Source organism: Streptomyces sp. NPDC102462 (assembly GCF_044765425.1).
Classification (GTDB): Bacteria; Actinomycetota; Actinomycetes; order Streptomycetales; family Streptomycetaceae; genus Streptomyces.
On record NZ_JBIWKB010000009.1, the window covers coordinates 66,238 to 80,761 of the forward strand.

Annotated in this window: 9 protein-coding genes; 3 read left to right on the forward strand and 6 right to left on the reverse strand. The window is 71.5% G+C overall.

The window, feature by feature from the left end; all coding sequences use genetic code 11:
* Window positions 1–253 precede the first annotated feature (253 nt).
* The 3 genes from pepN to ACIRFL_RS10650 form a co-directional block, all read right to left on the reverse strand.
* Window positions 254–2,755: an aminopeptidase N gene (gene pepN, locus ACIRFL_RS10640; RefSeq protein WP_404026295.1), complete on the reverse strand. Its 2,502-nt coding sequence runs from the start codon at window positions 2,753–2,755 to the stop codon at window positions 254–256.
* 66 nt (window positions 2,756–2,821) lie between these two features.
* Window positions 2,822–3,376 (reverse strand): two-component system response regulator, encoded by a 555-nt coding sequence (locus ACIRFL_RS10645; protein WP_404026298.1) that lies wholly within the window; start codon window positions 3,374–3,376, stop codon window positions 2,822–2,824.
* A 122-nt stretch (window positions 3,377–3,498) separates the two neighbouring features.
* A complete protein-coding gene (locus tag ACIRFL_RS10650) occupies window positions 3,499–3,849 on the reverse strand; it encodes a chorismate mutase (protein ID WP_404026301.1) in 351 nt (116 codons plus the stop codon).
* 399 nt (window positions 3,850–4,248) lie between these two features.
* Between ACIRFL_RS10650 and ACIRFL_RS10655 the strand changes: the two genes are divergently transcribed.
* A complete protein-coding gene (locus ACIRFL_RS10655; protein ID WP_404026303.1) occupies window positions 4,249–5,130 on the forward strand; it encodes a hypothetical protein in 882 nt (293 codons plus the stop codon).
* 30 nt (window positions 5,131–5,160) lie between these two features.
* On the opposite strand, the gene ACIRFL_RS10660 is transcribed toward ACIRFL_RS10655, so the two are convergent.
* Window positions 5,161–5,886, reverse strand: a complete 726-nt coding sequence (locus ACIRFL_RS10660) for a vWA domain-containing protein (RefSeq protein WP_404026306.1) — start codon at window positions 5,884–5,886, stop codon at window positions 5,161–5,163.
* Window positions 5,887–6,032: 146 nt separating this feature from the next.
* Between ACIRFL_RS10660 and ACIRFL_RS10665 the strand changes: the two genes are divergently transcribed.
* Together ACIRFL_RS10665 and ACIRFL_RS10670 are read left to right on the forward strand one after the other, a co-directional pair.
* A complete protein-coding gene (locus ACIRFL_RS10665; protein WP_404026308.1) occupies window positions 6,033–6,953 on the forward strand; it encodes a rhomboid family intramembrane serine protease in 921 nt (306 codons plus the stop codon).
* A gap of 21 nt (window positions 6,954–6,974) precedes the next feature.
* Complete coding sequence (locus ACIRFL_RS10670) at window positions 6,975–7,880, forward strand: chitosanase (RefSeq protein WP_404026310.1); 906 nt, start codon at window positions 6,975–6,977, stop codon at window positions 7,878–7,880.
* Between the two features lie 272 nt (window positions 7,881–8,152).
* Here ACIRFL_RS10670 and ACIRFL_RS10675 read toward each other — a convergent pair whose 3' ends face one another.
* Entirely contained in the window at window positions 8,153–9,613 is a 1,461-nt protein-coding gene (locus tag ACIRFL_RS10675) for a glutamate synthase subunit beta (RefSeq protein ID WP_404026312.1), read from the reverse strand.
* On the reverse strand, window positions 9,606–14,114 hold the full coding sequence (gene gltB / locus ACIRFL_RS10680) for a glutamate synthase large subunit (protein WP_404026315.1): 4,509 nt from the start codon (window positions 14,112–14,114) through the stop codon (window positions 9,606–9,608). The genes ACIRFL_RS10675 and gltB overlap by 8 nt, the downstream gene beginning before the upstream one ends.
* Window positions 14,115–14,524 lie beyond the last annotated feature (410 nt).

Genomic DNA, 14,524 nt, shown 5'->3' on the forward strand with positions numbered 1-14,524 from the left:
GTACGCAACGGCCCCGACGCGCCCGGGATGCGCGGCGATGGGACCCGAAAGTGGGTACTCCCGTACGGGGAAAACCTGTCGGGTATGTGCCGGCGGCAACACGCCCCTGTCGCCCGACGGTTTGCGGAGGTCCGTGCCCGGCACCGTGTCGCGCGCGGGCACGAGTTGGACCCCGCGCTCCGAGACGGCCGCGCACCGGCCGAGGGCTCGGCGGGCGGGTTCGTGGCCCCGGTGCCGGGCCCCCGTAGGAGAGTTATGCCTTGCGGATGCGCAGGGCCCTGGCGAGGTCGTCGAGTTCGTCGGTGAGCCAGCGGCGCAGGGCGGTGGTCGGCTCGCCGTCGCGTAGGCATGCCTCGCCGAGGGCGAGGTTCTCGGCGTCCACGGCGTGGGCCGGGAAGGCCCAGCGGCCGACGGCGGTGGCGATGGCCGGGCCGCGGCGGGCGGCGACGGCGACCGCGTCGGGGTAGTAGCGCGGCACGTACTCCCGTACCAGATCGGCCTGTTCGGGCTGCCAGAAGCCGCGGGCGGTGGCGATGAACAGGTAGTTCGACAGTTCGGCCCCGCGGTCCGCGGCGAACATCGCCTCCCACGCGGCCCGCTTGGCCTCGGGATCGGGCAGGGCGGCGCGGCAGCGTGCGGCGCCCTCCTGGCCGGTGGCGCTCGGGTCGCGTCCCAGTTCGGCGGCGATGGCGGCCTCGTCGGTGGCGCCGAGCACGGCGAGCCGGCCCAGGATGCGCCAGCGCAGCTCCGGGTCCAGCTCGGGTCCGCCGGGCACGGTGCCGTCGGCGAGCCAGGCGGCGATCGTGTCGGGGTGGGCGGCGACGTCGATGAAGTGGCGGACGGCGAGCAGCCGCAGGCCGGGGCTGTCGCCGTCCTCGGTGCGCCGGATCAGGTCGCGGCAGAGCGAGGAGAGCGTGGCCAGCGCGGCGGGCCGGTCCTCGGGCGTGACGTACCGGCCGGCCACGTGCACGGTGGCGAAGGCGAGGACGCCCTCAACGAGGGCGAGGTCGGTCTCGTGCGGCAGATGGGCGCGGGCGGCGTCCAGGTAGGCGGCGGGCGGGAGTTCGCCGTCGCGGACCGCGTCCCGCAGCGCGTTCCAGACGACCGCGCGGGTGAGCGGATCGGGCAGGCCGGACAGTCCCGTGCGCAGCGCGTCGAAGGACTCGGCGTCGAACCGGACCTTGGCGTAGGTCAGGTCGCCGTCGTTGAGGAGCAGCAGCGCGGGCCGCTTGCCGAGGGGGTGCGGTGCGGTCTGCGGGACGTCGAGGTCGACGCGCTCACGCAGCACGAGGCGGCCCTCGTCGGCGAGGTCGTGGTCGTACAGGCCGACGGTGATGCGGTGCGGCCGGCTGCCGTCGCGTGCGACGGTGAGCGCGCAGGTGCCGTCGGCGGCGGGGGTGACGGCCGGGGTGAGGGTGTCGACGCCGGTGGTGCGCAGCCAGGCGTCGGCCCAGGCGTGCACGTCGCGCTCGGTGGCGGTGGCCAGCGAGTCGATGAAGTCGGCGAGCGTGGCGTTGCCGAACCGGTGCCGGGCGAAGTGCGTGTTGATGCCGGCCAGGAAGTCCTTCTCGCCGAGCCAGGCGACGAGCTGGCGCAGCGCGGAGGCGCCCTTGGCGTAGGAGATGCCGTCGAAGTTGAGCAGCGCGGCGGCTGTGTCGTCCACGGCCTCGGGGGCGACGGGGTGGGTGGAGGGGCGCTGGTCGGCGTTGTATCCCCAGCCCTTGCGGGCGACGCCGAAGTCGACCCAGGTGTCGGTGAAGCGGGTGGCCTCGGCGGTGGTCTGGTAGCCCATGTACTCGGCGAAGGACTCGTTGAGCCAGATGTCGTCCCACCACTTGAGGGTGACGAGGTCGCCGAACCACATGTGGGCCATCTCGTGGGCGATGACCATGGCGCGGGTCTGCCGCTCGGTGTCGGTGACGGCGGAACGGAAGACGAACTCGTCGCGGAAGGTGACCAGGCCGGGGTTCTCCATGGCGCCGGCGTTGAACTCGGGGACGAACGCCTGGTCGTAGGAGTCGAAGGGGTAGGGCTCCTCGAACTTCTCGTGGTAGCGGTCGAAGCACGCGCGCGTGACGTCGATGATCTCCTCGGCATCGGCGTCCAGGTGGGGCGCGAGGGAGCGGCGGCAGTGGATGCCGAAGGGCAGTCCGCGGTGCTCGGTGCGCACGGAGTGCCAGGGTCCGGCGGCGACGGCGACCAGGTAGGTGGAGATCAGCGGGGTCGGGGCGGCCCGCCAGCGGCCCGCGCCGAGGTGCTCGGTGACCCCGTTGGCGAGGACGGTCCAGCTCTCGGGGGCGGTGACGGACAGCTCGAAGACGGCCTTCAGGTCGGGCTGGTCGAAGGCCGCGAAGACGCGCTGCACGTCGTCCATGAACAGCTGGGTGTAGACGTAGGTCTCACCGTCGGAGGGGTCGGTGAAGCGGTGCATGCCCTCGCCGGTGCGGGAGTAGTGCATCCGCGCGTCGACGCGCAGTTCGTGCTCGCCCGCGGCGAGGTTCTTCAGCGGCAGCCGGTTCTCGTCCAGCGAGTCCGGGTCGAGGGGGTGTCCGTCGAGCGTGACGGAGCGCAGCTCGGCGGGTTTGACCTCGACGAACGTGTCGGTGTTCGTGGCGTCCGCCCGCACGGAGAACCTGATCGCGGTGCGCGAGCCGAAGGTCGCGTCCCCGGTGGTCAGGTCGAGTTTGATCGTGTAGCGGTGGACGTCGAGGAGCTGTGCTCGGTTGTGCGCTTCGTCGCGCGTGAGTACGGACATGCAGGCCATGCTGCCCGATGCCGCCGACAACACACAGGGGCGGATGTGGTACGCGGCTTATGTCCGTTATGGGGCGGTGGTGGCCCGCCCGGCGTCGCGTTGCGGCGGTACCCGGCCGTCGGGGTGCGGCCGGGCGGCGCGCGGGCCGCGGTCCCCGTCCTGGGCGCGGGCCGCGAGCAGCGCGCGCAGCTCGCGCACCTCCCGTTCCAGGGCGAGGCTGCGCTGGTGGGCGGCGTACAGATGGCCGACCTTGGTGCGCAGGGCCCATGGGTCGACCGGGGTGCGGACGAGGTCGGCGACCCCGAGCCCCAAGGCGGCCTCGGCCAGTTCGCGGTCCGGGTCGGAGCCGGTGAGCAGGACGACGGGGATGTGCCGGGTCTGCTCCAGGCGGCGTATGCACCGCACCACGTCCAGGCCGTCCGGTCCGTCCGGGCCGTAGGCGCCGGGCGTGCTCACATCGAGCAGGAGGAGGCCGACCCGGCCGCGCAGGACCTGCTTGAGCGCCTGGTCCGAGCTGGTGGCGCGGCCGGTCCTGAGGCCCAGCGGGGCCAGGGCGTGCTCCAGTGCGTACAGCGTGTGCTGGTGGTCGTCGACGATGAGGATCTCGGCGTCCGACGGCATGGCCCCACGTCCCTCCCGCCCGGCAGGCCCACCAGCTTACGCCGGGACACTGACGGGGAGTGCCCGCGGTCTGACGAACCGTGCCCGCGGAAAGGCCCGCGGGCCTCCCGCGTCGCCGGAGATCAGCCCGGCTCGACGGCCTGGTGCCTGGCGGTGTCCTCGGCGATGCGCTCGTGGTGTCTGATCACCTCGGCGACGATGAAATTGAGGAACTTCTCAGCGAAGGCCGGGTCCAGCTTGGCGTGCTCGGCGAGGCTGCGCAGCCGGGCGATCTGCCGGGCCTCGCGGGCCGGGTCGGCGGGCGGCAGCCGGTGCACGGCCTTGAGCCGGCCGACCTGCTGGGTGCACTTGAAGCGCTCGGCGAGCATGTGGACGACGGCCGCGTCGATGTTGTCGATGCTGTCGCGCAGCCGGTCGAGTTCCGCGCGGACGGCGGGATCGACGTCACCGGTACCGGTGTTGCTGGTGGTCATGGGGGTTCAGCCTAAGGGGCGGCGGGTTCGATCATCGGCGGATCGTCGAGGCCGGGGCCCCGGTCGCTCGACATGCACGGGTACACGCGCGTGGGCTGCGGCGGACGCCTTCGACGGCGGGGTGTCCGCGGTGCCCCGCACGGCGCCGCCCGGGGCGGCGCACCGGACCGTACCGGTGCGCGGTCACGGCCTGCGGGGCCGGCGACGCACGGCTCGAACTGCCGGGCGGGACAAGGCTCGAACCGCGGGCGGGACACGCGGATGGCCACCACGCGCCCGCCCCGCACCCGCCCCGCGTGCGACCGCGCCGGGACGACCACGGGGGGCCGCGGACCGGCGAAAAACGCTCACACCCGCATACAGTGGATGAGAAGTCGGGGCGTCCTTGGGGGTGACGGCGTGGCGAACGACGGGCCGGTCATGCACGGCTACCCGCATCTGGAGACGGTGCGGGCCGCGATCACCGCGCTGTACAGGCGGCTGTCGTACGACACGATCCAGACCTTCCCGACCAGTGTGGCCCCCGCCGACGTGGCCTTCTGCGACACCGACGATCTGCACCTGGGCGCGCAGCGGGTGGCCGGCGAGATCGTCCGGCACTTCCGGCTGCCGGACGCCCGGGTGATCGTCAGCTTCCGCGAGATGACCCATGCGGCGAACGTCGAACTCGCTGCGGGTCCCGAGTACTTCGTCGAGCTGAACGACCGTTTCCGCACCCATCGGCGGGACATCGGCGCGGCCCTGGCGCACGAGGTCACGCACGTCTATCTGCACCGTCTGGACCTGTCCTTCCCCAGCACGGCGGAGAACGAGATCCTCACGGACACGGCGGCCACGTACCTGGGCGCGGGCTGGCTGCTGCTGGACGCCTTCCGGGAGGACTCGGTGTCGTCCCAGAAGCTCGGCTACCTCACCCCGGAGGAGTTCGGCTACGTCCTGGCCAAGCGCTCCCTGGTCTTCGGCGAGGACCCGTCGGTGTGGTTCACCAGCCCGCAGGCGTACACGGCGTACACCAAGGGCCTGGCGCAGGCCCGGCACGACGAACAGCAGCCGCCGCTGACCGCGGCGGGCTGGGCGGGCCGCCGCCGCTACGCCCACGACCGCCGGCACGCCCACGGGCCGCAGCCCGGCGTGCCCTACACCTTCACCCCCGACGGCGGCGGCCGGCTGCGCGTCTCCTTCCCCTGCCCGACCTGCCAGCAGCGCATCCGGGTACCGGTGAAGGGCCGGGTCCGGGCCCGCTGCGCCCTGTGCCGCACGGTACTGGACTGCGACACCTGACCCCGGCCCGGGAACCGCGCCCCGGCCGGGTCAGGGTGAAGGGATGATGCCCTGGGACCGGGCTGTGCTCAGCCAGGTGGGGAACTCGCCCACCAAGCGGTCGTACAGGTCGGCGTCGGAGACCTTCCGCGGGTCCCGGCCGGCGTGGAAGAAGCCCGCGTTGTCGACCACCCGGCGGTCCGGCACCGCCAGTTCGTCCAGCTTGCGCAGGAAGTCGAACTGGCGGCTGTCCGGGTCGCCGAAGCCGACGAACTGCCAGAACAGCGGCAGCTTGGCCGCCTTGCACAGATAGCGTTCGGCGGCGGGCTTGCTGATCGGGCCGCCGTCGGTCTGGAAGACGACGAGGGCGGGCGCGGTGGAGCCGCTGTCCAGGTAGTGGTCGATGACGGCGTCCATGGCCAGGTGGTAGCTGGTCCTGCCCATGTGCCCGAGCCCGGCGGCGATCCGGCCGATGCGGCCCTGGTGGTCGGCGAGGGCGATGTCGGTGACGGCATCGATGTCCGTCGAGAAGAACACCACCGGCACCCGGCCGTCGTCGTCGAGGTGCGCGGACAGTCCGAGCACCCGGTCGGCGAGCGCCTGCACGCTGCCGTCCTCGTAGTACGGCCGCATCGATCCGGAGTAGTCGATGACGAGGTAGACGGCGGCGCGCAGTCCGTCGAGCCCGCGCTTGGCGAGGGACACCCCGGCCGTGCGGTACGGCTCGACCAGCGCGGGCGCGCTCTCCGCCACCTTGCTGAGACTGATCGCGGCCATGCCGGGCTCCCCCCTCGTGCGGCTCCGGAGGCCGAGACTACGCGATCTTCCACCCCCGCTTTTTCCTCCCGCCGCCGCGGTTCGCTATTTTGTTCGCCGCCGTCCCCACCGGCTCGTCCCGTCCCCATGATCTTGAGGAGCCGGCCGTGGCCGCCGAGTCCGCCGTCACCACCTGCTACCGCCACCCCAAGGTGGAGTCGCATGTGCGCTGCACCCGCTGCGATCGCTACATCTGCCCGGCCTGCATGCGCGAGGCCGCCGTCGGCCACCAGTGCGTGGACTGCGTGCGGGAGGGCGCCCGGTCGATACGGCAGGCGCGGACCGCGTTCGGCGGCCGGATCACCACGGTGCCGGTCGTCACCGGTGTCCTCATCGGCCTCAATGTCCTCGCCTACCTCGCCGAACTGGTGCGCCCCGGGGTGGTGGACCGGTTCGGGATGCTGGGGCGCGGGCTCGTCGGCGGCGACGGCACGCACTATCTGTGGCAGTACCCCTACGGCCCCGACGTGCACGCGGAGGGGGTCGCCGACGGCGAGTGGTACCGGCTGCTGACCGGGGCGTTCCTGCATCTGCCGGCCACGGAGACGCCGTTCGGCGTCCTGCACATCGTGCTGAACATGGTGTCCCTGTGGAGCCTCGGCCGGGTGGTCGAGGCCCAGTTGGGCCGCGTCCGCTTCGTCGCCCTGTATCTGCTCTCGGCGCTCGGCGGCTCCGTACTGGTGCTGCTGATCGCCCCGGACACGCTGACGGTCGGCGCGTCCGGCGCGATCTTCGGGCTCGGTGCCGCCTACTACGTGATGGCCCGCCGCCTGGGCTACGACATGAACGCCGTCAACCGCTACATGGTGGGGCTGCTGCTGTGGCTGGTGATCTCCGCGGGGTTCGCGTCCTGGCAGGGGCACCTCGGCGGACTGCTGGCGGGCGGCACGCTGACACTCGCCTACGCGTACGCGCCGCGGGACGGCCGGCGCACCCTGGTGCAGGCGGGCGCGGGCATCGCCGTGCTGGTCCTGCTGGTGGGGTTGACCTGGGCGAAGGTCTCGGAACTGACGGGAGGGGCGGCCTGATCCGGGCCGTACGGTGATGTCATGAAACGAGCCGGAATTCTGCTGTTCGCTGCCGTCCCGGTGATCGTCACGGCGGTGGTGTACGTGGCCACGCCGGGCGACTCGGGCCCGTCCTCGTCCCAGCCCGCCTCCGCCGCCGCCCAGGCCCGCACGGACGCCAAGGCGCGGGCCGAGCGGTCGGAGAAGTCCCAGGACGACGAGGTGATCGCGGACGCCCCGCCGGGCCTCGCCGCGCCGCAGAAGAAGGAGCTGGCGCAGCAGCTCGTCGCGAGCGCCGAGAACTCCACGCTGGACTGGCGCAGTACGTACGGCTACATCGAGGACATCGGCGACGGCCAGGGCTACACCGCGGGCATCATCGGCTTCTGCACCGGCACGCATGACCTGCTCACCCTGGTCGAGCGCTACACCAAGGCGCATCCGGACAACGGTCTCGCCGGCTATCTGCCCGCGCTGCGCAAGGTCGACGGCACGGACTCGCACGAGGGCCTTGATCCCGGCTTCACCGCCGCCTGGAAGGCGGAGTCGAAGCTTCCGGCCTTCCGTGCGGCTCAGGACTCCGAGCGTGACCGCGCCTACTTCGACCCCGCCGTCCGCCTCGCCAAGCTGGACGGGCTGGGCACGCTGGGCCAGTTCATCTACTACGACGCGATGGTCTTCCATGGGCCAGGCACCGGTCCGGACGGCTTCTACGGCCTGCGTGAACGTGCACTCAAGGAGGCCGACACCCCTGCCGAGGGGGGTAGCGAGAAGGCGTACCTCGACATCTTCCTGGACGTCCGCCGGAAGGCGATGCGGGCCAAGCGGCCGGGGATCGACACCAGTCGTATCGACACGGCTCAGCGGCAGTTTCTCTACGACGGCAACGTGGGGCTGCGCCGGCCTTTGCGGTGGCGGGTGTACGGGGAGTTGTACGAGGTGCGGTGACCTGCCGTGGCGTGACGTGTCGTTCTTTGTCTGCGGGTGCCTTGCGGCTGGGCGCGCAGTTCCCCGCGCCCCTTCAGGGCGCTGCATCGGGGCCCGGGGCCCCATTAGGGACGCCGTTACGCATCGTTCGTCGCCTGCGGGCGCGTCGTGGCTGGGCGCGCCGTTTTCCGTGCCCTTTGGGGTGTTGGGGAAGACGGCGGCGCCTGCCCTGGTCCGGTCGGGGAGTGGGCAGGCGCCGTCGGTGTTCCGTACGCCTTTGTACGGGACGTCTGTCAGACCAGGGCGCGGTCCGTCGGGCGGATCGGGGCCGGCAGGTCGCTCGCGCCGGTCAGGAAGCGGTCGACGCCCTTGGCGGCCGAGCGGCCCTCGGCGATCGCCCACACGATGAGCGACTGACCGCGACCGGCGTCACCGGCGACGAAGACGCCCGGGACATTGGTCTGGAACTCGGCGTCGCGGGCGATGTTACCCCGCTCGTCCAGCTCGAGGCCGAACTGCTCGACCAGGCCGTTGTCCCGGTCGGTGCCGGTGAACCCCATGGCGAGCGTGACGAGTTGGGCGGGGATACGGCGCTCCGTGCCCGGCTTCTGGGTCAGCCTGCCCTCGACGAACTCGACCTCGGCGAGGTGCAGCCACTGCACCTGGCCGTCCTCGTCGCCCTCGAAGTGGGTGGTGGACGCCGCGTAGATGCGCTCGCCGCCCTCCTCGTGGGCCGAGGTGACCTTGTAGAGGATCGGGAAGGTCGGCCAGGGCTGGGAGACCTTGTCCCGCTCGTCGTTGGGGCGGGGCATGATCTCCAGCTGGGTGACGGAGGCCGCGCCCTGACGGTGGGCGGTGCCCACGCAGTCCGCGCCGGTGTCGCCGCCGCCGATCACCACGACGTGCTTGCCCTTCGCCGAGATCGGCGCGGTGACGTAGTCGCCCTCCTGGACCTTGTTGGCCAGCGGCAGGTACTCCATCGCCTGGTGGATGCCCTTGAGTTCACGGCCGGGCACCGGCAGGTCGCGGGCGGTGGTGGAGCCGGCGGCGATGACGACGGCGTCGTACCGCTTGCGCAGGTCCGTCGCCTTCAGGTCGCGGCCAATCTCGATGCCGGTGCGGAACCGGGTGCCCTCCGCGCGCATCTGCTCGATGCGGCGGTTGATGTGCCGCTTCTCCATCTTGAACTCGGGGATGCCGTAGCGCAGCAGGCCTCCGATGCGGTCGGCGCGTTCGTAGACGGCGACGGTGTGGCCGGCCCGGGTCAGCTGCTGGGCGGCGGCCAGGCCCGCCGGTCCCGAGCCGATCACGGCGACCGTCTTGCCGGACAGCCGCTCGGGCGCCTGCGGCCGGACGTCACCGGCGTCCCACGCCTTGTCGATGATCGAGACCTCGACGTTCTTGATGGTGACCGGCGGCTGGTTGATGCCGAGCACGCACGCCGACTCGCAGGGCGCCGGGCACAGCCGCCCGGTGAACTCCGGGAAGTTGTTGGTGGCGTGCAGCCGCTCCGAGGCGGCGGACCAGTCCTCGCGGTAGGCGTAGTCGTTCCACTCGGGGATCAGGTTTCCGAGCGGGCAGCCGTTGTGGCAGAACGGGATGCCGCAGTCCATGCACCGGCTGGCCTGCTTGCTGATGATGGGCAGCAGGGAGCCGGGGACGTAGACCTCGTTCCAGTCCTTGACGCGCTCGCTGACGGGACGGGTCTCGGCGATCTGACGGCCGTGGTTGAGGAAGCCCTTCGGGTCAGCCATTGATCGCCGCCTCCATCATCTTCTCGTGGGTCTCGGTCTCGGAGAGACCGGCTCGCTCGGCGGCGTCCTTGGCGGCGAGCACTGCCTGGTACGTGCTGGGGATGATCTTGGTGAAGCGGTCGGCCGCGGTGTCCCACTCGGCCAGGAGCTTCTCGGCGACCGTCGAGCCGGTCTCCTCCTGGTGGCGGCGCACCACGTCGTGCAGCCACTGCTTGTCCGTCTCGTCCAGCGGCTGGATCGCGCCCAGGTTGCCCGCGTTGACGTGGTCGCGGTTCAGGTCGACGACGTAGGCGACGCCGCCGGACATGCCGGCCGCGAAGTTGCGGCCCGTCTCGCCGAGGACGACCGCGTGACCGCCGGTCATGTACTCGCAGCCGTGGTCGCCCACGCCTTCGGCGACCACCAGCGCACCGGAGTTGCGCACGCAGAACCGCTCGCCGGTGCGGCCGCGCAGGAACAGCTCGCCGCCGGTCGCGCCGTAGGCGATGGTGTTGCCCGCGATCGTGGAGAACTCGGCGAGGTGGTCGGCGCCGCGGTCCGGGCGCACGATCACCCGTCCGCCGGACAGGCCCTTGGCGACGTAGTCGTTGGCGTCGCCCTCCAGGCGGAGGGTGACACCGCGCGGCAGGAACGCGCCGAAGGACTGGCCGGCCGAGCCGGTGAAGGTGATGTCGATCGTGTCGTCGGGCAGACCTGCGCCGCCGAACTTCTTCGTCACCTCGTGGCCGAGCATGGTGCCGACCGTGCGGTTGATGTTGCGGATGGGGACCTGTGCGCGCACCGGCTGGGCGTCGGTGGCGCTGGACGCGGCGAGGGCGTCGGCTGCGAGCTTGATCAGCTCGTTGTCCAGGGCCTTGGCCAGGCCGTGGTCCTGCTCGACGGCCTGGTGGCGCACCGCGCCCGCGGGCAGGTCGGGCACGTGGAACAGCGGTTCCAGGTCCAGGCCCTGCGCCTTCCAGTGGTCGACGGCGCGGCTGACGTCAAGCGCCTCGGCGTGCCCGACGGCCTCCTCGATGGAGCGGAAGCCCAGCTCGGCCAGGAGCTCGCGGACCTCCTGGGCGATGAACTCGAAGAAGTTCACCACGTGTTCGGCCTTGCCGGCGAACCGCTCCCGCAGGGTCGGGTTCTGGGTGGCGATGCCGACCGGGCAGGTGTCCAGGTGGCAGACGCGCATCATGACGCAGCCGGAGACGACGAGCGGCGCGGTCGCGAAACCGAACTCCTCGGCGCCGAGCAGCGCGGCGATCACCACGTCACGGCCGGTCTTCAGCTGGCCGTCGGTCTGCACCACGATCCGGTCGCGCAGGCCGTTGAGCAGCAGGGTCTGCTGGGTCTCGGCGAGGCCCAGCTCCCAGGGGCCGCCCGCGTGCTTGAGGGAGGTCAGCGGGGAGGCGCCGGTGCCGCCGTCGTGCCCGGAGATCAGGACCACGTCCGCGTGCGCCTTGGAGACGCCCGCGGCGACCGTGCCGACGCCGACCTCGGACACCAGCTTCACATGGATCCGCGCGGCCGGGTTGGCGTTCTTGAGGTCGTGGATCAGCTGGGCCAGGTCCTCGATGGAGTAGATGTCGTGGTGCGGCGGCGGCGAGATCAGGCCGACGCCGGGGGTGCTGTGCCGGGTCTTGGCCACCCACGGGTACACCTTGTGGCCGGGCAGCTGGCCGCCCTCGCCGGGCTTGGCGCCCTGGGCCATCTTGATCTGGATGTCGTCGGCGTTGACCAGGTACTCGGAGGTCACGCCGAAACGGCCGGAGGCGACCTGCTTGATCGAGGAGCGGCGCGCCGGGTCGTACAGGCGCTCCGGGTCCTCGCCGCCCTCACCGGTGTTGGACTTGCCGCCCAGCCGGTTCATGGCGATGGCAAGCGTCTCGTGCGCCTCGCGGGAGATGGACCCGTACGACATGGCGCCGGTGGAGAAGCGCTTGACGATCTCGCTGACCGGCTCGACCTCGTCCACGGGGACCGGCTGCCGGTCCGCGGCGAAGCCGAACAGCCCGCGCAGCGTCATCAGGCGCTCGGACTGCTCGTTCACGCGCGCGGTGTACTTCTTGAACACGTCGTAGCGGCCGGTGCGCGTGGAGTGCTGGAGGCGGAAGACCGTCTCGGGGTCGAACAGGTGCGGCTCGCCCTCGCGGCGCCACTGGTACTCGCCGCCGATCTCCAGGGCGCGGTGCGCGGGGGCGATGCCGGAGGCGGGGTAGGCCTTGGCGTGCCGGGCGGCGACCTCCTCGGCGACGACGTCGATGCCGACGCCGCCGATCTTGGTGGCGGTGCCGTTGAAGTACTTCTCGACGAAGCCCTCGTCGAGGCCGACGGCCTCGAAGACCTGGGCGCCGCGGTAGGAGGCGACGGTCGAGATGCCCATCTTGGACATGACCTTCAGGACGCCCTTGCCGAGCGCGTAGATCAGGTTGCGGATGGCCTGCTCGGTCTCCATGCCGGGCAGGAAGGTGCCCGCGCGGACCAGGTCCTCCACGGACTCCATCGCCAGGTAGGGGTTGACGCCGGCGGCGCCGTAGCCGATGAGCAGGGCCACGTGGTGGACCTCGCGGACGTCGCCGGCCTCGACCAGCAGGCCCACGTGGGTGCGCTGCTTGGTGCGGATGAGGTGGTGGTGGACGGCGGCGGTGAGCAGCAGCGAGGGGATCGGGGCGTGCTCGGCGTCCGAGTGGCGGTCCGACAGGACGATCAGCCGGGCGCCGTTGCCGATGGCGGCGTCGGCCTCGGCGCAGATCTCGTCGATGCGGGCGGCCAGCGCGGCGCCGCCGCCGCCGACCCGGTACAGGCCGGAGAGGGTCGCGGCCTTGAAGCCCGGCAGGTCGCCGTCGGCGTTGATGTGGATGAGCTTGGCCAGCTCGTCGTTGTCGATGACCGGGAAGGGCAGCACGACGGAGCGACAGGAGGCGGCGTTCGGGTCGAGCAGATTGCCCTGCGGGCCCAGCGCGGAGCGCAGCGAGGTGACCAGTTCCTCGCGGATCGCGTCCAGCGGCGGGTTGGTGACCTGTGCGAACAGCTGGGTGAAGTAGTCGAACAGCAGGCGCGGGCGCTCGGACAGGGCGGCGATCGGCGAGTCGGTGCCCATGGAGCCGATGGGCTCGGCGCCGGTCTTGGCCATCGGCGCGAGCAGGACGCGCAGCTCTTCCTCGGTGTAGCCGAAGGTCTGCTGGCGGCGGGTGACCGAGGCGTGGGTGTGCACGATGTGCTCGCGCTCGGGCAGGTCGCCCAGCTCGATCTCGCCGGCCTCCAGCCAGTCGGCGTAGGGCTGCTCGGCGGCGAGGGTCGCCTTGATCTCGTCGTCCTCGATGATGCGGTGCTCGGCGGTGTCGACGAGGAACATGCGGCCGGGCTGCAGCCGGCCCTTGCGGACGACCTTGGCGGGGTCGATGTCGAGGACGCCGACCTCGGAGCCGAGGACGACGAGGCCGTCGTCGGTGACCCAGTAGCGGCCGGGCCGCAGTCCGTTGCGGTCGAGTACGGCGCCGACCTGGGTGCCGTCGGTGAAGGTGACGCAGGCCGGGCCGTCCCAGGGCTCCATCATGGTGGCGTGGAACTGGTAGAAGGCGCGCCGGGCCGGGTCCATGGAGGCGTGGTTCTCCCATGCCTCCGGGATCATCATCAGCACGGAGTGCGGCAGCGAGCGGCCGCCGAGGTGCAGCAGTTCCAGCACCTCGTCGAAGGCGGCGGAGTCCGAGGCGCCGGGCGTGCACACCGGGAAGACGCGCTCCAGGTTTCCGTCCCCGAACAGGTCGGATACCAGCCGGGACTCGCGGGCGCGCATCCAGTTGCGGTTGCCCTGGACGGTGTTGATCTCGCCGTTGTGCGCGACGAAGCGGTACGGGTGCGCGAGCGGCCACGACGGGAAGGTGTTGGTGGAGAACCGGGAGTGCACGAGCGCGATCGCGGTGGCGAAGCGGCGGTCGGACAGGTCGGGGAAGAACGGTTCGAGCTGTCCGGTGGTCAGCATGCCCTTGTACACGATCGTGCGCGCGGACAGCGACGGGAAGTACACGTCGGCCTCGCGCTCGGCGCGCTTGCGCAGCACGAACGCCTTGCGGTCCAGCGCGATGCCCTCGCTGGCGCCGTCGGTGACGAAGAGCTGCCGGAAGACCGGCATGGTCGAGCGGGCGGTGGCGCCCAGCAGGTCGGGGGCGACCGGGACCTCGCGCCAGCCGAGGATCGTCAGCCCTTCCTCGCGGGCGATCGTCTCGATCCGTGAGACGGCCTCGGCGGTGTGCTCCTCGGGCAGGAAGGCGGTGCCGACGGCGTACGCCCCGGCCGCGGGGAGTTCGAATCCGGCCACGTCGCGGAAGAAGGCGTCCGGCACCTGGGAGAGCAGTCCCGCGCCGTCGCCGGAGTCGGGCTCGGAGCCGGTGGCACCGCGATGCTCCAGGTTGCGCAGAACCGTGAGCGCCTGCTCGACCAGCACATGGCTCGCCTCGCCGGTGAGGGTGGCCACGAAGCCGACGCCGCAGGCGTCGTGCTCGTTGCGGGGGTCGTACATACCCTGCGCAGCAGGGCGAGCATCCATGAACGACCAGTTCCGGCCATTCGTGGAATGCTGGGACGGCTGGCGCGGTGTACGCATCGGCTCTCCCGTCGTCGTCATCTGGCATATGCGGCTGCCGAGGGACGACGCTGGCCCTCTGCGTGAGTGCAAAATTTCGTGCAGGTTACATGATGGAACGGTGCTCGGGAATATGCTCCGTTCCACCATGCGGACGTCGCCGGGGTGCGCGACAGAACGCCGCGCACGGCGGCGGAAGTATGTGGGGGCCGGCGCGGACAGATCGATGTCCATCGGCCCGAAGGGGGGCGGGAGGAGCGTCCTCACTCATCCCGCGGATGCGCCGCGGGCGTCTTTGCCCACAGCGCTTACGGCTCATGCCCAGCGGTTAAGGATTCGAAACCAGT